Genomic DNA, 20184 nt, shown 5'->3' with positions numbered 1-20184 from the left:
GATCCGCCTGCCCGGCGCCGGCGACGCGGCCGGGTCCCGGCCGCGAGGGGGGACCGCCGAACCGGCGCGTTCCCTCCACCCGCATTCGCACCGACCGCCGCCGGCGGTTCGACGTCGCGGCGGGCATTTCGCGAACCGCAGGTCAACGGGTGAAAACCGGCGCTAAACGTGAATTTCGGAGCAATGTCGCGTAGCAATGGCCCAGTTCGTGCACACGAAGATTACGATCAGCTCATCGGGTGCCACCTTCGGTGAGGATGCATCATGTGCACGTGACCGAATCCAACTCCTCTCCGGCGGCGATCAGCACCGACGTCCGCGGCACCGTCACCGTGCTGCGGCAGGTCGGCGACATCGACCTCGCGAACAGCGACACCCTGCGGGTCCGCTGCGTCGAACTGCTCGACAGCGGCGTGGACGCGCTCGTGCTCGACTTCTCCGAGGTGACCTTCTTCGCCTCCTCGGGGATCGCGGTGCTCGCGCACGTCCGCGAGTACAGCGCCGAGCGCGGCGGCCTGCCGGTGCACGTGGTGGCCGGCCGCAGCGTCCGCCGGTCGCTGGAGCTGACCGCCATGGACCGGCTGCTGCCGATGCACGACACCGTGGAGGACGCGGTGCGCGCGGCCGAGGCCGCCACGCGCTGACCGGGCGCGCCGGGCGAGGTCAACCCGGACCCGGCGCGTCCCGCCCGGCGGCCGCGCGGCGGCTCACGACCACGGTTCGACCGTGGTGGTGACCGTCGCGTCGCGGTCGGCCGCCTCCGCGACGGCCAGCGCGACGCGGTGGTCGTGGACGCCCTCCGCCAGCGGGTACGGCTCGGGGCCCGTGCCCGCGACCCAGGCGGCCGTGTCCCGGAGCAGGGTGGCGATGGCGATCTCCTCGTCGTTCCACCGCCGCCCCTGGTAGGGGTTGCGGTACAGGACCTCCGAGTTGAACGTGATGTGGTCGGTGTCGAAGCCGGCCAGGTCGAGGTCGTAGCCGGTCTGCCTGCGCACGACCGGGTTGCGCGTGATCGTGCGGTCGGCGGCCAGGTGGACCACCTCCTGGTCGCGCAGCTCGCCGCGCGTGCCGCGGACCAGCAGGCGGCGCATCAGCAGCTGGTTGTGCCACTGGTTGTCGGTGAAGTCGTAGACGCCCAGCGTGCCGTGCTCCTCGAAGGAGATCGTGGCGATCGTCGTGGTGGCCGGCTTCACCTCGACGGGGTCGGCCCAGCCGGTGCGCGTGATCGGGTCGGCCAGCGGCGCGGTGTGGCGGGTCGCCCGGACCCGCACCGGACCGCGCCCGGCGCCCAGCAGGGTCCGGATCAGCGACACCGCGTGGTACTGGTGGGTCGAGGAGACGTCGACGCGGGTCGGTTCGCCGATCACGCCGCCGCGGACGAGGGCGATGCGGGCGGCGTGGGCGGGCATCCGGGTGTACTGCTCGGCGACCTGCACCAGGCCGCTGCCGCCGACGCGGGCCCACAGGGCGCGCAGGCCGTCGAGGTCGGGGGCGGGCGGGGTCTCGGCCAGCACGGGCACGCCGCGTTCGACGAGGTCGACCACCAGGCCCGGGGTGACCGACCACGGGACGGCCGTGACCACGAAGTCCGGTTTTGCCCGCAGGCAGTCGTCGAGGGACAGGTGGACGGGCACCGGCAGCTCCTTGGGGCCGCGCGACACCACGCCCACGCAGGTCAGGTCGTCCAAGGCGGCGGCGAGGCGCCAGAAGTACTCGGCCCGCCAACCGGAGCCGACGATCGCGAAAGTGGTCACCACTCCGATCCAACCAACACCCCCCGCCGAGGGCCAGGGGACCGGCGGACCGCGCCCCGTTCACCGTCCACATAGGACTTGAGAGGGCCGGTGACCGGCTGCTGCGTGCGCCGCCGCCCGCCTCCCTGGATACTGGGGGCACCCGGGCGTGAACGCGGAGAGGCGGTTGCCGTGGACGTGGACGACCTGCGGCGGCTGCCGGCCGTCGAAGAGGTGCGGCGCAGGCTGGGCGCCGCGGTCTTCGGCCGGGTCGCCGGTCCCGACGGCCCCGCCACGCGCGACCGCATCCACCTCACCCCCGGCCCGCGCTGGTTCGACCCCGACCGCCCGATCCGCCGCGTGCACGGCGACGCGGCGATGTTCATCGGCGGCCTGCGCGCGCTGCTGCTCCAGTCGCTGCACCCGCTGGCGATGGCGGCGGTGGCCGGGCACTCCGACTACCGCGACGACCCGTGGGGGCGGCTCCAGCGGACCAGCGCGTTCCTGGCCGTGACCACCTTCGGCACGGCGTCCGACGCGGCCGGCGCCGTCGCCCGCGTGCGCGGCATCCACGCCCGCGTCCGCGGCACCACGCGCGACGGCGCGCCCTACCGCGCCGACGACCCGCACCTGCTGGAGTGGGTGCACGTCGCCGAGGTGGACAGCTTCCTGCGCTGCCACCAGCGCTACGGCGCGACCAGGCTGTCCCCCGCCGAGCAGGACGGCTACGTCGCCGACACCGCCCGCGTGGCCGTCGAGCTGGGCGTGCCCGACCCGCCCACGACCGCGGCCGAACTGGCGGCGCGGCTGGCCGCGTTCCGACCCGAGCTGCGCGGCACGCCGGAAGCCCGCGAGGCGGCCCGGTTCCTGCTGCTCACGCCGCCGCTGCCGGCGCCGGCCCGGGTCCCCTACGCGGCGATCGCCGCGGCGGCAGTGGCGTCGTTGCCCGCGTGGACCAGGCTGCCGCTGCGCCTGCCGTTCCTGCCGATGACCGAGCGGACCGCCGTGCGCCTGGCGGGCCACGGCATCACCGGGGCGATCAGGTGGCTGCTGCCCCCGGCCCGGCAGACCGCCTGAACCGGGTCGGCGCGACCGCCTGGCACCATCGGGGGGTGGAGATCAGCGAAGCCCTCGACGCGTTGGCCGCCGGGAACGTCGACCTGGCCCGGGAGATCGCCCGGCGCGGCGACTCGCCGCTGGCCGTGGCGCTGGCCGAGCACCTCTCGACCGACCGGGGACCCGGCGGCGTCTACGACCGGCCCGCGGCCTTCGAGGCGTTCGTCAACGGCGGCGGCAACACCGCCCTGTACGAGGCGGTCGTCACGGCGCTGCGCGAGGTCTACGCCCGGACCCGCCCGACCACGCTGCTCGACGTCGGGTGCGGTGACGGCCGGGCGCTGCGCCCCGCCCTGGACGGCCCGCACGCGCCGGCGGCGGTCACGGTGGTCGAGCCGTCGGCCGCGCTGCTCGACGCGGCGGTGCGCGGCCTGCCCGGCGTCACCGCCCACCTGACCCGGGTCGAGCCGTTCGCGGCGGGGTTGCCCGACGACGTCGCGTTCGACGTCGTCCAGTCGACGTTCGCCCTGCACGCCCTGCCGCACGAGGCGCGCGACGCGGTGCTGGCCGACCTGGCGCCGCACGCGGGGGTGCTCGCGGTGGTCGAGTTCGACGTGCCGGACGTGGCGCACGCGGGTCCGGAGCACCGCCGGTTCCTGGCCGAGACCTACGAGCGCGGCCTGGCCGAGTACGACGCCGACCGCCGACTGGTGGCGCAGGGGTTCCTGATGCCGGTGCTGACCGGACAGCTGGTGCCGGGCGCGGTCCGCGCCACCTGGGAGCAGCCCGCGGCGCGGTGGGTCGAGCAGGTCCGGCGCGCCGGTTTCACCGACGTGGAGGTTCGACCGCTGCACGACTACTGGTCCTCGCCCGCCTTCCTGCTGACCGCGCGCGGGCGGGCCAGGTGAGCCATCGAGGCAGGTGAGCGGGCGGACCGGGCGAGCGGGGTGGAGCTGGTGAGCGGGCGGGCCAGGCGAGCCGGCGCCGTCAGCCTCGCGTAGCGCCGTCCCGGTGCGCGATGACCAGGAACTCGCCGTCGGGCGCGCCGACCGGTTCGCGGCGCCGGCCGCCGTAGACGCGGTCGACGGTGAAACCGGCGGCGGACAGCGATCCCCGCAGCTCCTCCTCGGTGCGGAACCGCATGGTCGCGGTGCCGACCCGCTCGCCGTCCGGGAAGTCGTAGTGGTGGGTGAACGACACGAGGCCGCCCTCGACCGAGGTGACCTCGGTCCACTGGGTGATCTCCACGCCGTCCAGCACGACCACGCCGCGGCTGTCGACGGGGTTCCACGCCTCCCAGCGGCGGGCGCGCGGGTCGCGGGAGTCGAACGCCAGCCGCCCGCCCGGCACGAGCACCCGGCGCAGGTCGGCCAGCGCCGCCGCCCACTCCTCGTCGGTGACCAGGAACTGGGCGACGTGCGAGGTCATCACGGCCACGTCGAACGCCGCGCCGGGCAGGTCGGCGGCGGCGCCCTCGACCCAGGTCACCCGCTCGGCGCCCGGCTTGGCCCTGGCCAGCTCCAGCGAGGCCCGCGCCGGGTCCACCCCGGTGACGACGTGCCCGGCGGCGGCCAGCCCCAGGGCGAGCCGCCCGGTGCCGCAGCCCAGGTCGAGCACGCGGGCATTCGGGGTCTCGTCGACCACGGAGAGGAAGAAGTCGTCGTCGACGCCCCAGCCGTACCGGGCGTCGTAGAGCGGGATGATCCGGGGGTCGCGGAACTCGCCGTGGTGCACGGGCGGACCGTAGTGCCCGGCCCCCAGGGGTGCCACCGGATTTGCCCGGTCCGGGCGTGCCGGCCGCAACCCGGTCCGGCTCACCCGGTCCGGCTCACCCGCGCAGGCTGAGCGGTCGCAGGTCGGTCCAGTGCTCCTCCACGTACGCCAGGCACGACTCCCGGCTGTCGGGGCCGAACCGGGAGGTCCAGCCGGCCGGGATCTCGGCGAACGCGGGCCACAGCGAGTGCTGCTCCTCGTCGTTGACCAGGACGTGGAAGCTGCCCTCGGCGTCGTCGAAGGGGTTCGTCACGGTTCGGTCCTCCGGTTGGTTCGTTCGTCCACCGCGGAGCTGCCGTCAGCTCTGCGGGGAAGCGCTGATCGCGAACTCGGGTCGCGCGGCGACCGGTGCGGCGCGGCGGTCGAGCACCGACCCCAGGAGCTCCCCCGCCCGCACCGAGGTGTTGGACAGCAGCGACGACGAGATGCCGTGCGTGTGCTCGGTGCCGCCCTGGAGGTAGAGGCCCCCGGTCACGTCGTCGTCGGTCCGCAGGCGGTAGTCGCGGCCCACGCGGAGCCGGCCCAGCTCGTCGCGGGCGCAGCGGGCGGCCAGCCCGCCGAGCAGGCCGGTCGGGTCGGCCTCGCGGTAGCCGGTGGCGTAGACGACCGCGTCCGCTTCGAGCACCTCGTGCCGCCCGGTGACCAGCGACTCCACCGTGACCCGCAGGACCGGCTCGTCGTCGTGCAGCTCGACGACGCGGGACAGGTTGAGCAGCCGCAGCCGCTGCGCGCCGAGCACCTTCTCGCGGTAGGCGCGCCGGTACAGCTCCTCGATCAGGTCGTGGTCCACCACCGCGTAGTTGGTGTTGGCGTGGTAGTCCATGAGCATCCGCTTGACCCGCTCGGGCGCGGTGAAGTAGTCGTCGACGGCGGCCGGGTCGAAGATCCGGTTGGCGAACGGGCTGTCGTCGGCCGGGCTGTAGCCGTAGCGGGCGAACACCGCGCAGACCTCGGCGCGGGGGAACCGCTCGTGCAGGTGCGCGGTGACCTCCGCGCCGCTCTGCCCCGCGCCGACGACCACCAGGCGCCCCGGGTCGGTCAGCGACTCGACGCGGTGCAGGAAGTCCCGGGTGTGCCACACCCGCGCCGAGGGCCGCACGCCGTCGGGCAGGGCGGGTCGCAGGCCGGTCGCGAGCACCACGTTCGCGGCCCGGCGCACCTCGACCTCGCCCGTCGCGGTGCGGGAGGTGACGTCGAAGTGCGTCACGACGCCGCCCTCGGCGACCGGTTCGACGGACACCACCTCGCTGCCGTAGGACACCAGGTCGTCCACCCGGTCGGCGGCCCACTCGAAGTAGTCGTGGAACTCCACGCGCAGCGGGAAGAGGTTCTTGTGGTTGACGAAGTCGACCAGCCTGCCCTTGCCGTGCAGGTAGGTCAGGAACGAGAAGGTGCTGTTGGGGTTCCTCAGCGTGACCAGGTCCTTGAGGAAGGACACCTGCATGGTCGCGTCGTCCAGCAGCATCCCCCGGTGCCAGCCGAACCCGGGCTGCCGCTCCAGGAAGTGCGCGGTCACCACGTCTTCGGCGGCCGCGGCCGCGTTGTGCTCGGTGACGGCGATCGCGAGGGCCAGGTTGGAGGGCCCGAAGCCGACGCCGAGGACGTCGAAGACCGGTGGTTGTGGCATGGCTGTCCCATCGGTGCGACAAAGGGATGATCGAACTTTGGTTACCCTAACCTAAGTGCAGGCACCACGGGAGTGATCCAGACCTCTTCGATCGTTAGGGTAGCCTCACCTGACATTCAGCGGAAGGCAGTTGTCGCAGGTGAGATCCATCCTCAGGAACACCGTGGCCGGGCAGTGGAGGACGGTGATCGCCGCGTCGCTGCTGGGCGCCGCCCACCAGGCCGGCGAGGCCGCCGTGCCCCTGGTCATCGGCGCGGTCGTGGACGAGGCGGTGCGCACCGGCTCCGGCCGCGGGCTGGCCCTCTGGATCGGCGTGCTGGCGGTCGTGTTCGCCGTGCTGTCGACCAGCGGCCGCTTCTCCATCCGGCTCGGCGAACAGGGGTCGCACCGGGCCGCCCACGCCCTGCGCACCCGGCTGGCCGCGCGCGTGCTGGCCGCGGACGGCGGCGTCGGCGGCAGGCTGTCCGGTGAGCTGGCGAGCATCGCCACCGGCGACGCCCAGCGGGTGGGCCAGGTGAACCTGGCGCTGCCGACCGCGTTCGCCGCCCTGGCCGGCCTGCTCGTGGGCGCGGTGGCGCTGCTGCGCGTCTCGCTCGTGCTGGGCCTGCTGGTGCTCGTCGCCACGCCGCTGCTGCTGGTGCTGGCCCACTTCCTCGGCAAGCCGCTCGAACGGCGCAGCGACGCCGAGCAGGACCGGGCCGCGCTGGCGTCCGGTGTCGCGGCCGACCTGGTCGCCGGGCTGCGGGCGCTCAAGGGCATCGGCGCGGAGGACGCCGCCGCGCACCGGTACCGGGCGACCAGCCGCTCGTCGATGGGCGCCGCGATCCGGGCCGCCCGGTCCCGGGCCTGGCTGGACGGCTCGATGCTCGCCCTGACCGGCGTCTTCCTCGCGGTCGTCGCGCTGGTCGGCGGCCGGCTGGCCGCGTCGGGCGCCATCACCGTCGGCGAGCTGGTGGCCGCGGTCGGGCTGGCGCAGTTCCTGCTGTGGCCGCTGTCGGTCTTCTCCTGGGTCACCGGGCTGCTCGCGCAGGCCCGCGCGTCGGCCGCGCGCATCGCGGAGGTGCTGGCCGCGCCGCCCGTGGTGCCGCCGGGTTCCGCACCGCTGCCCGTGCCGCTGCGCGGCCGGGTGGAGCTGGCGGGCGTGACCTCCGGGACGCTGCGCGGCGCGTCGCTGACCGCCGAGCCCGGCGAACTGCTGGGCGTGGTGGCCCGCGACCCGGCCGACGCCGTGTCGCTGCTGGCCGTGCTGGCGCGGGAGGTCGACCCGGTCGAGGGGTCCGTGGCGCTGGACGGCGTGCCCCTGTCGGACCTGGACGGCGCGGCGCTGCGGTCGGCGGTGCTGGTCGCCGCCCACGACGCGGACCTGTTCGAGGGGACCGTGCGCGAGAACGTCCGGGCGGGGGTCGCCGCGGACCGGGACGACGGCGCGGTGGCGGAGGTGCTGGCCGCCGCCGGGGTCGACGACGTGGCGCGGGCCCTGCCCGACGGCCTGGACGCGGTGGTCTCCGCGCGCGGCCGGTCGCTGTCCGGCGGGCAGCGGCAGCGGGTGGCGCTGGCCCGCGCGCTGGCCGCCGCTCCCCCGGTGCTCGTCGTGCACGACCCGACGACCGCGGTGGACGCGGTGACCGAGGTGTCGCTGGCCTCCGGGGTCAAGCGGGTGCGGGCCGGGCTGACCACGATCGCGGTCGCCACCAGCCCCGCCCTGCTCACCGCGGCCGACCGGGTGGTGTTCCTGGTGGACGGCGCGGTGGCCGCCTCGGGCGCGCACGCGGACCTGTTGGCCGACGAGGACTACCGACTGGTGGTGTTGAGCTGATGCGGCGACTACTGGCGGTCGCGTCCGGCGCGCGGACCCGGGCCGCGGTGGGCGAGCTGCTGCGGCCCCGGCGCGGGCTCGCGTGGACGGCGTTCCTGGTGCTGTTCGCGGGCACCGCCGCGGGACTGCTCACCGCGCCCCTGCTGGGGCGGGTCGTGGACGTGATCGCCGGCGGGTCGGCCGACCTCACCTGGCTCGCGGTGGCGCTGGCGCTGGTGGCCGTCGTGCAGGGCCTGGCCACGGCGTTCGGCACGTCCCTGGTGGCGCGGCTGGGCGAGGGCGTGCTCGCCGACCTGCGCGAGGCGTTCGTGGCGCACGCGCTGCACCTGCCGCTGGAGCGGGTGGAGGAGGCCGGCGCGGGCGACCTGACCTCGCGGGTGACGCGGGACGTGCAGGTGATCGCGGACGCGGTGCGCAACGCGCTGCCGGTCATGGCGCGGTCGGCGCTGACCATCGGGCTGACCGTCGTCGGCATCGCGGTGCTGGACTGGCGGTTCCTGGGGCCGGTGCTGCTGGCGCTGCCGATCCACGTGCACACCGTGCGCTGGTACGGCGGGCGGGCGGCGCGGCTGTACGCGGCGCAGCGCGTCGCGGTCGGCGCGCAGCAACAGCAGTTGCTGGACTCCCTCGGCGGCGCGGCGACCGTGCGCGCGTTCGGGCTCGCCGACGAGCACGTCGAGCGGGTGCGGTCGCGGTCGCGCGAGGCGGTCGACCTGGCGCTGCGCGGCATCCGGCTGCTCACCTCGTTCTTCGGGCGGCTCAACCTGGCCGAGTTCATCGGTTTGGCGGGCGTGCTGGTGACCGGGTTCCTGCTCGTGGGGGCGGGTTCGGCGTCCGTGGGCACGGCGGCCGCCGCCGCGCTGTACTTCCACAACCTGTTCAACCCGATCAACGCGGCGCTCTCGCTGGCCGACGACGTGCAGGCCGCCACCGCGTCGCTCGCGCGGCTGGTCGGCGTGACCGACGAGCCCGTGCCGTCGCCCGAGGGCCGGGTGCGGCCGCCGGGCACCACCGTGGAGCTGGTCGGCGTCGGTCACTCCTACGTGGACGGCCACCCGGTGCTCGCGGACGTGGACCTGGAGCTGGCCGCCGGTGAGCGGGTCGCGCTGGTCGGCGCGTCCGGCGCGGGCAAGACCACGCTGGCGAAGCTGATCGCGGGCGTGCACCGGCCGACCACCGGCCACCTCCGCCTCGGCGGGGTGGACCTGGCGTCGGCGGTGCGGTCGGTCGCGCTGGTCACGCAGGAGGTGCACGTCTTCGCCGGCCCGCTGGCCGACGACCTGCGCCTGGCCCGGCCCGACGCGACCGACGACGACCTGCTCGACGCCCTCGACCGGGTGGGCGCGCTGGGCTGGGTGCGCGCGCTGCCCTCGGGGACGGCGACCGTCGTCGGCGAGGGCGGCCACCGGCTGACCGTGGCGCAGGCGCAGCAACTGGCCCTGGCGCGGCTCGTGCTGGCCGACCCGCCCGTGGCGGTGCTGGACGAGGCGACAGCGGACGCGGGCAGCGCGGGCGCGCGGGAGCTGGAGGAGGCGGCGGCGCGGGCCCTGGACGGGCGGACCGGCCTGCTGGTCGCGCACCGCCTGACCCAGGCGGCCACGGCCGACCGGGTGGTGGTGCTGGAGGCCGGGCGCGTGGTGGAGACCGGGACGCACGAGCAGCTGCTGGCCGCCGGCGGGCGGTACGCGGCGCTGTGGGCGGCCTGGTCGGGCACGCGGGCCCGGTAGCCGACCCGGCGCGGGAACGGGCAGGCGCGGGAACGGGCAGGCGCGGGAACGGGCCAGCACTGGAACGGGCCGGCGCGGGAACGAGACGACCCCGGTGCGGGCGGCCTCCACCCACGGCTGCGCGCACCTCCACCCCGCGCCGCCCGGGTCGCGGGGTGCCGCCCACCTGCCGTGCTGTCCCTCGTGCCGCCGGCGGCCCCGTGCGCCCGGCTGGTGATCAACCGGAGCGGCGGACCACCAGCTCCGTGGGCAGGACCACGGGCTCGGCCGGCGGGGCCGCGCCCTCCAGCCGGGACAGCAGCAGCCTGGCCGCGGCCTCGCCCATCCGCCGCATCGGTTGGCGGACCGTGGTCAGTTCCGCGTGCGCCGCGATCGGTATGTCGTCGAAGCCGACCACCGCCACGTCGTCCGGCACGCGGCGGCCCGCCGCGGTCAGCGCCTTCACCACGCCCAGCGCCGACAGGTCGTTGTGCGCGAACACCGCGTCGAACGGCAGGCCGGTGGCCATCAGCTTGTCCGTCGCCACGGCGCCGCGCTCGGTGGTGAAGTCGCCCTCCACCACGAGCCTCGGGTCGACGTGCACCCCCCGCTCGCCCAGGGCGTCGAGGAAGCCGTCCAGCCGCTCCCGCACGCACCCGAAGTCCGCGGGCCCGGTCACCACCGCGAAGTGCCGCCGCCCGGCGGCCACGAGGTGACCGGCCGCCGCCCGCGCGCCCTCCCGGTTGGTGGTGCCCACCGACGGGAAACCGGGCCTGCTCCCCCGGTCGTCGATCATCACCACCGGCAGGCCCTGGTCGTGCAGCGCCTCGATGTAGTTCAGCGTGTCCGGCGGCTCGATCACCAGCAGCCCGTCGAACGCCTTGGCCGACACGTGGCTGGCGAACTGCGCCAGCGACTCGGAGCCCCGGTTGACCGTGTAGAGCAGCAGGCCGTAGCCGTCGGACTCCAGCTCGTCCACCGCGCCCTGCACGACCTCCCCGGTCCACGGCCAGGTCAGCGACGGCACGAGCATGCCGACGGTGCGGGCCCGGCCGCGCGCGAGCCCGACCGCCCGCGCGCTGGGCACGTAGCCGACGTCCGCGATCACCTGCCGCACCCGCGCCGCGGTGGCCGCGTCCACGTCGGGTTTGCCGTTGAGCACGCGGGACACGGTCGCCTTGCTCACCTGGGCGCGTTGGGCGACTTCGGCGATCGTGACTCGCACGGTGCACTCCTCGGCAGCAGGTTCTCGGAACCGGTACCGGAACCGGTTCCAGGCACGCAGTCAACCGCTGGGCGAACACAGCGTCAAGAGCCCGTCACGCAAGTGTTGCGCGTCGGACGGGTGTCGGTGCAGTGGTGGACCGAACCAGGATCGGCAGGTTGCGCCGTCCGGGCCAATCCCGTGCGGACCGTTCGGCCGCGCGAGGGCGGCGGAGCGCCCTCATATCGCCGCGACCGGTGGGCACCCGCCCGGTTAGGGTCGGCCGCATGGGGACCGTCGCGGCCGTGAGCCGGAGTGGGGACTACACGTTCACCAAGCCCAACCAGGACGCCATCACGCTCGTCGCGGGCCTGGGCGTCGCCGGGGACGTGCACCAGGGCGTCACCGTCAAGCACCGGTCGCGGGTGGCGCGCGACCCGTCGCAGCCCAACCTCCGCCAGGTGCACCTGATGCACGCCGAGCTGCACGACGAGCTGAACGCCAAGGGCTTCCCGGTGGACGCGGGGCAGCTCGGGGAGAACGTCACCACGCGCGGCGTCGACCTGCTGGGCCTGCCGACCGGGACCAGGCTGCACCTGGGCGCGCACGCGGTGGTCGAGGTGACCGGCCTGCGCAACCCGTGCCCGCAGATCGAGGCGTTCCGGCCGGGCCTGCTCAAGGAGGTCGTCGGCCGCGACGAGGACGGCGCCGTGGTGCGCCGCGCGGGCATCATGTCCGTCGTGCTGGTCGGCGGCGAGGTCCGCCCGGGTGACGGGATCCGGGTCGAGCTGCCGGACGGGCCGCACACCCCGCTCCGACCGGTCTGACACGCCGCCGACCGCTACCCTCCGTCCCCGTGGGACTCCTGGACGGCAAGGTCGCCCTGGTCACCGGGGCCGGCGGCGTCGTCGGGCGCGGCATCGCGCGGCGGCTCGCGGCGGCCGGCGCGGCGGTGGTGGCGCACACGCGCACGACACCGGTCGACGACCTGCTCGCCGAACTCGCCGAACTCACCGAATTCACCGAACCCGGCGGCGGGGCCTTCGCGGTCACCGCCGACCTCACCGACCCCGACGAGTGCCGGCGGGTGGTCCGCGAGGCCGCCGGGTGGCGAGGCCGGCTGGACGTGCTGGTCAACAACGCCGGCGCGCAGCCGGTCCAGCCCCTGGCGGGCATGACGGCCGACGAGTGGCGCGCGGTCGTGGACGCGAACCTGACCAGCGCGTTCTCCTGCACGCAGGCCGCGGTCGAGGTGATGGCGCACGGGGGTTCGATCACGCACGTCGCCTCGGTCGAGGGCACGCGCCCCGCGCCCGGCCACGCGCACTACAGCGCTTCGAAAGCGGCCCTGATCATGCACGCCCGCTCCGCCGCGCTGGAGTACGGCGGGCGCGGCATCCGGGTCAACACCGTCTCACCGGGGCTGATCGCCCGGCCGGGCATCGAGGACGAGTGGCCCGACGGCGTGGCCAGGTGGACCCGGGCGGCGCCCCTGGGGCGGCTGGGCACGCCCGAGGACGTCGGCGACGCGTGCGCGTTCCTCGCCTCGCCCCTGGCCCGGTGGATCACCGGGCACGACCTCGTGGTGGACGGCGGCATCTCCGCCCGCCCGACGTGGTGACCGGGATCTCCCTCCCGGCGCGGGCCGACCGGCCGGGGAAAGCCACCGGGGCCGAATTCGGCGCGACCGGGAATTTCTCCACAAAAGCCCAGGACATCCCTCATCAAGTACTCCGGTAAAGATGACGGAAACCGCTGCGACATTTCGGTGACACGGCGACGGAGCCGAATACCGGCCACCCGATCGGGTCACCCGGAGCCCATGCGACGAACCCGAACCCTCATGGCGTCCCTGTTCGCCTCGAGCCTGTTGGCCGCCCCGCTGGTCGGCGCGGGCACCGCGTCCGCCGCACCGCCCGAGACCGACCTGCTGCTCGCCGTCCACCAGCAGGGCAGCGGCGTGGAGAGCACCCGGTTCAGCTGCGACCCGGCGTCGGGCGAGCACGCCCGGGCGCAGTCCGCGTGCGCCGAGCTCGACGCCGTGAACGGCGATTTCGAGCGACTCGGCACCGAGGAAGACCGCATCTGCACCTACGAGTACGACCCGGTGACGGTGCTCGCTTTCGGCGTCTACCGCGGCGAGCCGGTCCAGTACGTCGAGGAATTCCCGAACCGCTGCGCGCTGGAGAACGAAACCGGAACGGTTTTCTCGTTCTGACGGTCACCCGCGCATGCCCGCGGCCCCGCGCCCTACCCAGGGAGCGGGGCCGTCTCACATTGTGTGGGAAAGATCTTTGCCAAGGTGAAGTTGATTAGCCCGGCGCGCCACGGGTAGGCCCTAGGCGAGAAACACGCCGACCGTGAGGAGTCAGTCGTGGCCGAGAACCAGGTGGGCGCGGTCCGCGAGACCGCCGAACAGGAAGGCACCGCTGTGGCGCGGCACGCCCGGCAGGCCGCCGGAGAGGTGGGTGGCACCGCGCGTGAGCAGGTCGGACAGGTGGCCCAGGAGGCCAAGGGCCAGGCCAAGCACGTCGTGCACGACGTCCGCCAGCGCGTCGCCGGTGAGGCGGAGCAGCAGGCGCAGCGCGTGTCGCAGCAGATCAACCGCATCGCCGACGAGCTGCACTCGATGGCGGAGAACTCGGGCCCGGACTCGATGACGGCGCCGGCGCTGCGCCAGGTCGCCGAGTCCGGCAGGCAGGCGGCCAGGTTCCTCGACGAGCGGGGCGCGCGGGGGCTGCTGGACTCGGCCCAGGACTTCGCGCGGCGCAAGCCGGGGACGTTCCTCATCGGCGCGGCCGTGGCCGGTTTCCTGGTCACGCGCGTCGCCAAGAGCGTGAGCGGGTCGAGCGGCCAGGAGCAGGGCTACCGCTCGGAGCAGGGCTACCTGTCCGACCGGACCACGCCGTTGCCCACCACCTCGCAGCTCCCGCAGGAGCCCGAGTTCAGCGCACCCGCGCCGCGCACCGGCGTCGAGGCGCCGGGCGTCGGCTACCCGTCGGGCACCGGTTACCCCTCCGGCTCCGGCTACCCGGCGGAGACCGGTTCGGGCCAGTACCCGAGCGGCAGCCCGTACCAGGCCGGCACGACCGGCCGGCCCGACTCGCCGACCCAGCCCGGTGGCGCCTACGACCCGGAGGGCAGCTCGTATGTCCAGCGCTGAGACCACCGGCGCGACCACCGGCGCCACCGCCGGCGCCCCGTACGCGGGCACCACGCCGTACCCGGGCGGGGCCGGCGAGGTCCCCTACCCGCGCAACGACGTGCCCGAGGACGACCGCACGTCGCTCGGTGAGCTGATCGGCGAGCTGACCCAGGACCTCTCGACGCTGATGCGCCAGGAGCTGGAGCTGGCCAAGGCCGAGATCCGGGAGGAGGCGTCGAAGGCGGGCAAGGCCGCCGGGATGCTCGGCGCCGCGGGGTTCGCGGGCTACATGACCGCGGTCCTGCTGAGCCTGGCGCTGGTCTTCGCCCTCGGCGCGATCATGCCGCTGGGCTGGGCCGCCCTCATCGTCGCCGCGCTGTGGGGCATCGCCGGGTTCGCCCTGTTCTCCACCGGCCGCAAGCGGCTGCGCACCGTGTCCAAGCCGGAGCGCACCATCGAAACCCTCAAGGAGGACGCCGAATGGGCCCGACACCCGACCAAATAAGGCACGACATCGACCGCACCCGTGCCGAGCTGGTCGCCGACGCCAACCGCATCGTCGACCACACGCGGCCGCGCAACATCGCGCAGCGCCGGGTCAACCGGGTCCGGCACGGCCTGACGACGTTGAGGGAGAGGGTGATGGGCACCATGCCCGACACGACGAGCGTGCAGCACCGGACCTCGGACATGGCGTCCACGGTCGGTGACCGCACCAAGGACGCCGCGTCCACCGTGGGCGACAAGGCCCAGCAGGCCGGGCACGCCGTGGCGCAGACCGCGCAGCAGGCCGGCCAGGCCGTGCAGCAGGCGCCGCAGATGGCCCGGCAGCAGGCGCGGGGCAACCCGCTGGCGGCGGGCCTGATCGCGTTCGGCGCCGGCGCGGTCGTCGCGGCGCTGCTGCCGGCGACGCGGGCCGAGGAGGACGCGGTCCGCCAGCTCGGCGAGCGCGCGAGCGACGTGGTGGAGCCGGTGAAGGAGGCGCTCGCCGAGTCCGCGCAGAAGCTGAAGGAGGACGCCACGTCGGCCGTCAGCGACGCGGCGAACGAGGTGAAGCAGACCGCCCAGCAGGCGGCGCAGACCACCGCCGAGCACGCCAAGGGCTCGGTCCAGGAGGTCGGCGAGCACGCCCGTGAGTCCGGTCAGCAGGTCAAGGAGGCCCGCAGCCAGTAGTCCGGCACAGGCGGTGCGAGGGGTGGCGCCACGGCGCCACCCCTCGGGGCCGTTCCGGACCGGGTGGCCCCGGGACCACCCCGCGCGCCCCTCCGGCGACCGGCGCTCACAGGTGCTCGTCCAGGATCGCCGTCACCTCGTCGGCCGCCTCGACCACCGCCAGGTGCGCGCCCCGCACCACGTGGAACGACGCGCCGGGGATCGCCTCCGCCACCGCCTCGCCGCACCGCGGCGGCGTGACCTCGTCGTAGGCGCCCGAGACCACGGCGGTCGGCGCCTCGATCGCGGGGAGCACCGACCTCAGGTCCAGCGCGGACAGCGCGTCGCAGCACCCGGCGAAACCTTCATCGTCCACTTTGGACATACCGGCCGCGAACGCCGCCACCACCTCCGGGCACCGCGCCGCGAAACCCCGGGTGAACCAGTGCCTCGCCACCACCGGCGCGATGGACCCCGTGCCCCAGGCTCGCACCTCGGCGGCCCGGTCCAGCCACGGCTGGGCGACCGGGGAGAGCGCCACCGCGCAGCACAGCACCAGCCGCTCGATGCGCTCGGGCGCGTGCCCGGCGAGCCACATCCCCACCATGCCGCCCAGCGACACCCCGCAGTAGGACACGCGCGGCAGGTCCAGGGCGTCCAGCAGCTCCAGCACGTCGTCGGCCAGGTCGTCGAGCCGGTACGGGCCCGGCGCGGTCGGGCTGCCCCCGTGACCCCGGTGGTCGTAGCGCAGCACCCGGAACCTCCGGTGCAGCACCGGCAACTGCGCCTCCCACAGCGCGGTGGTGGTGCCCAGCGAGTTGCCCAGGACGACGACGGGCGCGTCCGGCGGCCCGCTCAACTCGTGGTGCAGCTTCACGGTCTCCCCCTACCCCGGTGGGCGGCGAGCGCGCGGTCGACGAACTCGCCCGCGGAGCCGACGTAGCCCGCCGGGTCCAGGGCGTCGTCGATCTCCTTCTCGGACAACCCGATCCGCAGGTCGGCCAGCAGCGCTTCCCGCAGCGTGCAGCCCGAATTCGCCGCGGTCCGGCACACCTCGGCCACCAGGTCCTGCGCCTCGGCGCGGCCGACCAGGGCGGTCAGCCGCACGGCCACGTTCTCGGCCATCAGCAGGCCCCCGGTCAGCTCCAGGTTGCGGCGCATCCGCGCGGTGTCCACCTTCAGCTTCGACAGCAGCTCGCGCGTGCCCCGCACCGCGCCGCCGACCAGCCTCAGCAGCTCGGTCACGGTCTGCCACTCGGCGTGCCAGGCGCCCGCGGCCCGCTCGTGCTCCTGGACCATCGCGGACAGCAGCGTGGACACCAGGCCGGGCACGCGCCGCGTGCCCGCCGTGACCAGCACCGCGCGCACCGGGTTGTGCTTGTGCGGCATGGCCGACGACGTGCCGCCGTCCGCCTCGGCCACCTCGGCGACCTCGGTCTGCGCGAGCAGCACCACGTCCTGCGCGATCTTGCCCAGCACGCCGGCCGCCTCGCCCAGCGCGCCCGCCAGCTCCGCGACCCTGGTCCGGTTGGTGTGCCAGGGGACCAGCGGCGCGACCAGGCCCAGCTCGGCGGCCAGGTCGTCGGTCAGCCGGGCGCCGGGATCCGGCACGGCGGCCAGCGTGCCCGCCGCGCCGCCGAACTGCGCGGCCAACCGGTGCGCCCGCACGCGCAGCAGCGCGCTCTCGGCCTCGTCGACCGCCACCAGCCACCCGGCGCACTTGAGGCCGAACGTGGTCGGCAGCGCGTGCTGGGCCAGGGTGCGGCCCGGGATCAGGGTGTCGCGGTGGCGCTCGGCGAGCCGTTCGCACTCGGCCGCCACGCCGCGCAGCCCCGCCAGGATCGGTCCCAGCGCCCGGTGCGCGACCAGCGACAACGCGGTGTCCATCACGTCCTGGCTGGTGGCGCCGTTGTGCAGGGCGGCGCGACCCTCCGGGGTGACGCGCGCGGCGATCGCCCGCACCAGCGGCACCACCGGCGTGCCCGAGGTCAGGGCGCCCTCGCCCAGGGCCACCGGGTCGTAGTGCCCGACGTCGATGGCGGTGACGACCATGCGGGCCGCCTCCTCGGGCACCAGGCCCGCGCGGGCCTGCACGATGGCCAGCGCGCGCTCGAAGTCCAGCATGGCCCCAAGCCACGCCCGGTCGCAGATCTCGGCCTCCACGTCCGGGTCTGTGAACAGCGGGCCCCACAGTGAGCGGGCGCTGTGCTCAGAGGTCGAAGACGACGGTTTCATGCTCCCCTTGTGGTTCGGTGTCGAAGCTGTGGCCCCCTGGTCTGGAGGTGCTCCGGCGGAACCCACGGAAATCCTTCCACCGCAGCGGGCCCTCCGGGTCGTCGGGGTGGGTGAACCCGGTGGGGTGGTGGTGTTGCGCCGTTCAGCGGCCGGTGGCGGTCGCGGCCTCAGCCCTCCGCCTGCACCACCATCATGGTCAGGTCGTCGTGCTCGGCCGTGCCCAGCCAACCGAACACCAGCTCCTTCAGGCGCCCGGCCACCCGTTCGGCGGACAGGCCCGCGCAGTCGGACAACGCCGACTTCAACCGGGTGTCACCGAACAACTCCTGCCGGTCGCCGTCCTTGCGCGCCTCGGTCACCCCGTCGCTGTAGAGCAGGAGGGTCTCCCCCGGCGCGAGCACCACCGTGGTCTGGTGGAACCGCACCTCCTGGAGCACGCCCACGATGCCACCGTGCACCGCGACCTCGTCCACCCGGCCGTCGGCGCGCAGCACGAGCGGCGCGGGGTGGCCGCCCGCGGCGAGGGTCAGGCGCAGGCCGCCCGCCTGCACCGGGATGACCGTGCCGACCACCAGCGTGGTGAACAACCTGCTGCCCGCCGCCCGCAGCGCCGCGTTGAGCAGGTGCAGCAGCTGCGCCGGCCGCTGCTCTACCAGCAGCAGCGTGTGCAGGCTCTGCCGGACCCGGCCGCTCTGCGCCGCCGCCTCGACCCCGTTGCCCGCCACGTCACCCAGCGCGAACGCCGCGGTGCCGTCCTCGCGCGGGTGCACGTCGTAGAAGTCGCCGCCCACCAGCGCCTCGGCGTGCGCCGGCTCGTACACGCACGCCAGCCGCACACCGGGCACCTCGGGCAGCGGCGACGGCAGCAGGTTCGCCCGCAGCGCCTCCACGACCCGCTCCTGCTCGGCGAACCGCGTGCCGGCCGCCACCGCCACCGCGGCCCGCTCGGCGTACCGCTTGAGCAGCTCCACGTCCCGGGGGCCGCCGAAGCACACCAGCGCGCCACCCGCGATCAGCGGCACCGCCAGGCCCAGCCCCGACACGCCCCACGGGCCCTCACCTGAAGTGGTGACATCGGCGTGGTCGGCCGCGCCGTCCAGCACGGCGAAGAGCCCAGGCGCGGCGGCCGCCGCCTGACGGGGCGTGCGGGTGGTCGAGATGTCGCCGTCGGGCGTGCGCCGCCACCACTCCAGCCGACCGCGCAGGCCGGGCAGCACCGCGACGGTGTGCTCGGCGGGCGCCAGCTCGACCACCGCGCGCAGCGCGGCCGACCGGTCGGTGAACAGGCCGAACCGCTCGCCGGCCCGGTCCAGGAAATCCTCCGCGCCCCGGTACCACGCGGTCCAGCCGCCACCCAGGTCCTGCCTCCGGCCACGCGGCTCGGGCAGCTCCGCACCCTGCCGGGCCTCCGGGAACAGCACGGCCGCGAGCGGGTTGGCCAGGCGCACGACGGCATCCGGGTCGAGCACGACCACGGCCTCGTGGAAGCCGTCGACGAGACGGCGCCACGCGTCGAGGTCGAGGCCCGTCTCGGCGCCTTGCCGGTAGCCCTGGGCCATCTCGGCTCCTGTGTGTCGGGTTCGCCCCAACCTATCGGACAAGTCGCCCCCAACAGTGGCAGGCTTGGCGCAGTTCCGCTGACACAGGAGGCTCTCGTGACGACCGTCCAGGACGACGCGGACGTGACCCTGGCCCGCCTGCTCTCCGCCATGCGGGAGATGAGGGACGGCAACTTCCGCCGCCGCCTCGTCGTGGCCAAGGGGAACGGTCCCGGGGGCGAGGGCAGGCAGGGCGGTGTCGGCGCGGAGCTGGCCGAGGTGTTCAACGAGATCGCCGAGCGCAACCAGTGGCTGGTCGGCGAGCTGGCCCGGGTTCGGCAGTCCGTCGGCCAGGAGGGCAGGCTGGGCGAGCGGCTGGCGCCCAGCACCGGCGCCGGCGGCTGGGCGCTGGCCGCGAACGCGGTGAACGACCTGATCGACGACCTCACCCGGCCGACCGCCGAGCTGAGCCGCGTGCTCGCCGCGGTCGCGGAGGGCGACCTGTCGCAGGAGATCGTGGTCGACGCGCGCGGCGAGGTCGCGGCGCTGGTGGAGAGCTTCAACTCGATGACCGCGACGCTGCGGACCTTCGCGGGCGAGGTCACGCGCGTGGCGCGCGAGGTCGGCACGGACGGCCGGCTGGGCGGCCAGGCCCAGGTCACGGGCGTCGCGGGCACCTGGCGCGACCTCACCGACAACGTGAACTTCATGGCGAACAACCTGACCTCCCAGGTGCGCAACATCGCCCAGGTCGCGACCGCCGTGGCCCAGGGCGACCTGTCCCAGAAGATCACCGTGGACGCGCGCGGCGAGATCCTGGAGCTGAAGACCACCATCAACACCATGGTCGACCAGCTCTCGGCGTTCGCCCAGGAGGTCACCCGAGTGGCCCGCGAGGTGGGCACGGACGGCCGACTGGGCGGTCAGGCGCAGGTGCCCGGCGTGGCCGGCACGTGGCGCGACCTCACCGACTCGGTCAACTTCATGGCCGGCAACCTCACCAGCCAGGTCCGCAACATCGCCCAGGTGACCACGGCGGTGGCGCAGGGCGACCTGTCCCAGAAGATCGACGTGGACGCGCGCGGCGAGATCCTCCAGCTCAAGACCACCATCAACACCATGGTCGACCAGCTCTCCTCGTTCGCGGCCGAGGTGACCCGCGTGGCGCGCGAGGTCGGCAGCGACGGCCGGCTCGGCGG

Annotated in this window: 20 protein-coding genes; 12 read left to right on the top strand and 8 right to left on the bottom strand. The window is 74.8% G+C overall.

All coding sequences use genetic code 11. From position 1 onward, the window contains the following. Positions 1-272: 272 nt before the first annotated feature. Positions 273-644: an STAS domain-containing protein gene (locus ACFV4N_RS24300; RefSeq protein WP_499674882.1), complete on the top strand. Its 372-nt coding sequence runs from the start codon at positions 273-275 to the stop codon at positions 642-644. 63 nt (positions 645-707) lie between these two features. On the opposite strand, the gene ACFV4N_RS24295 is transcribed toward ACFV4N_RS24300, so the two are convergent. Beyond that, complete coding sequence (locus ACFV4N_RS24295; RefSeq protein ID WP_499674881.1) at positions 708-1754, bottom strand: Gfo/Idh/MocA family protein; 1047 nt, start codon at positions 1752-1754, stop codon at positions 708-710. A gap of 171 nt (positions 1755-1925) precedes the next feature. On the opposite strand from ACFV4N_RS24295, the gene ACFV4N_RS24290 reads away from it, so the two are divergent. Beyond that, the gene (locus ACFV4N_RS24290; RefSeq protein ID WP_499674880.1) at positions 1926-2810 is read left to right on the top strand and encodes an oxygenase MpaB family protein; all 885 of its coding nucleotides are present in this window, start codon (positions 1926-1928) and stop codon (positions 2808-2810) included. Positions 2811-2845: 35 nt separating this feature from the next. Continuing rightward, positions 2846-3697 carry a class I SAM-dependent methyltransferase gene (locus tag ACFV4N_RS24285; RefSeq protein WP_499674879.1) on the top strand — a complete coding sequence of 284 codons (852 nt, stop codon included), beginning with the start codon at positions 2846-2848 and terminating at the stop codon, positions 3695-3697. A 79-nt stretch (positions 3698-3776) separates the two neighbouring features. On the opposite strand, the gene ACFV4N_RS24280 is transcribed toward ACFV4N_RS24285, so the two are convergent. The 3 genes from ACFV4N_RS24280 to ACFV4N_RS24270 all read right to left on the bottom strand — a co-directional run bounded on the left by ACFV4N_RS24280 (position 3777) and on the right by ACFV4N_RS24270 (position 6189). Further along, positions 3777-4523 (bottom strand): class I SAM-dependent methyltransferase, encoded by a 747-nt coding sequence (locus ACFV4N_RS24280; RefSeq protein ID WP_499674878.1) that lies wholly within the window; start codon positions 4521-4523, stop codon positions 3777-3779. 94 nt (positions 4524-4617) lie between these two features. Further along, the gene (locus ACFV4N_RS24275; RefSeq protein WP_499674877.1) at positions 4618-4815 is read right to left on the bottom strand and encodes an MbtH family protein; all 198 of its coding nucleotides are present in this window, start codon (positions 4813-4815) and stop codon (positions 4618-4620) included. Between the two features lie 45 nt (positions 4816-4860). Then, positions 4861-6189 (bottom strand): lysine N(6)-hydroxylase/L-ornithine N(5)-oxygenase family protein, encoded by a 1329-nt coding sequence (locus ACFV4N_RS24270; protein WP_499674876.1) that lies wholly within the window; start codon positions 6187-6189, stop codon positions 4861-4863. Between the two features lie 139 nt (positions 6190-6328). Between ACFV4N_RS24270 and ACFV4N_RS24265 the strand changes: the two genes are divergently transcribed. After that, the gene (locus ACFV4N_RS24265) at positions 6329-8005 is read left to right on the top strand and encodes an ABC transporter ATP-binding protein (protein ID WP_499674875.1); all 1677 of its coding nucleotides are present in this window, start codon (positions 6329-6331) and stop codon (positions 8003-8005) included. After that, positions 8002-9732 carry an ABC transporter ATP-binding protein gene (locus tag ACFV4N_RS24260; RefSeq protein ID WP_499674883.1) on the top strand — a complete coding sequence of 577 codons (1731 nt, stop codon included), beginning with the start codon at positions 8002-8004 and terminating at the stop codon, positions 9730-9732. The genes ACFV4N_RS24265 and ACFV4N_RS24260 overlap by 4 nt, the downstream gene beginning before the upstream one ends. Before the next feature lie 217 nt (positions 9733-9949). On the opposite strand, the gene ACFV4N_RS24255 is transcribed toward ACFV4N_RS24260, so the two are convergent. Beyond that, the gene (locus tag ACFV4N_RS24255) at positions 9950-10936 is read right to left on the bottom strand and encodes a LacI family DNA-binding transcriptional regulator (protein ID WP_499674874.1); all 987 of its coding nucleotides are present in this window, start codon (positions 10934-10936) and stop codon (positions 9950-9952) included. 284 nt (positions 10937-11220) lie between these two features. Between ACFV4N_RS24255 and ACFV4N_RS24250 the strand changes: the two genes are divergently transcribed. The 6 genes from ACFV4N_RS24250 (at position 11221) to ACFV4N_RS24225 (ending at position 15233) form a co-directional block, all read left to right on the top strand. After that, positions 11221-11742: an MOSC domain-containing protein gene (locus tag ACFV4N_RS24250; RefSeq protein WP_499674873.1), complete on the top strand. Its 522-nt coding sequence runs from the start codon at positions 11221-11223 to the stop codon at positions 11740-11742. A gap of 29 nt (positions 11743-11771) precedes the next feature. Next, entirely contained in the window at positions 11772-12536 is a 765-nt protein-coding gene (locus ACFV4N_RS24245) for an SDR family NAD(P)-dependent oxidoreductase (protein WP_499674872.1), read from the top strand. Positions 12537-12737: 201 nt separating this feature from the next. Further along, complete coding sequence (locus tag ACFV4N_RS24240; protein WP_499674871.1) at positions 12738-13133, top strand: SSI family serine proteinase inhibitor; 396 nt, start codon at positions 12738-12740, stop codon at positions 13131-13133. Positions 13134-13289: 156 nt separating this feature from the next. Then, a complete protein-coding gene (locus ACFV4N_RS24235; RefSeq protein ID WP_499674870.1) occupies positions 13290-14078 on the top strand; it encodes a hypothetical protein in 789 nt (262 codons plus the stop codon). After that, positions 14065-14565: a phage holin family protein gene (locus ACFV4N_RS24230; RefSeq protein WP_499674869.1), complete on the top strand. Its 501-nt coding sequence runs from the start codon at positions 14065-14067 to the stop codon at positions 14563-14565. Before ACFV4N_RS24235 ends, ACFV4N_RS24230 begins: the two co-directional genes overlap by 14 nt. Beyond that, entirely contained in the window at positions 14541-15233 is a 693-nt protein-coding gene (locus ACFV4N_RS24225) for a DUF3618 domain-containing protein (protein WP_499674868.1), read from the top strand. Before ACFV4N_RS24230 ends, ACFV4N_RS24225 begins: the two co-directional genes overlap by 25 nt. A 106-nt stretch (positions 15234-15339) precedes the next feature. On the opposite strand, the gene pcaD is transcribed toward ACFV4N_RS24225, so the two are convergent. The 3 genes from pcaD to ACFV4N_RS24210 all read right to left on the bottom strand — a co-directional run bounded on the left by pcaD (position 15340) and on the right by ACFV4N_RS24210 (position 19006). Next, positions 15340-16089 (bottom strand): 3-oxoadipate enol-lactonase, encoded by a 750-nt coding sequence (gene pcaD, locus ACFV4N_RS24220; RefSeq protein WP_499674867.1) that lies wholly within the window; start codon positions 16087-16089, stop codon positions 15340-15342. Continuing rightward, complete coding sequence (gene pcaB / locus ACFV4N_RS24215; RefSeq protein ID WP_499674866.1) at positions 16086-17447, bottom strand: 3-carboxy-cis,cis-muconate cycloisomerase; 1362 nt, start codon at positions 17445-17447, stop codon at positions 16086-16088. The genes pcaD and pcaB overlap by 4 nt, the downstream gene beginning before the upstream one ends. 167 nt (positions 17448-17614) lie before the next feature. Continuing rightward, entirely contained in the window at positions 17615-19006 is a 1392-nt protein-coding gene (locus ACFV4N_RS24210) for a PP2C family protein-serine/threonine phosphatase (RefSeq protein ID WP_499674865.1), read from the bottom strand. A gap of 96 nt (positions 19007-19102) precedes the next feature. Between ACFV4N_RS24210 and ACFV4N_RS24205 the strand changes: the two genes are divergently transcribed. Further along, a partial coding sequence (locus tag ACFV4N_RS24205; RefSeq protein WP_499674864.1) for a HAMP domain-containing protein occupies positions 19103-20184 on the top strand: 1082 nt, incomplete at its 3' end.

The organism is Actinosynnema sp. NPDC059797 (genome assembly GCF_042732085.1).
Taxonomy (GTDB): Bacteria; Actinomycetota; Actinomycetes; order Mycobacteriales; family Pseudonocardiaceae; genus Actinosynnema.
This window is presented reverse-complemented; position numbering and strand designations above follow the sequence as displayed.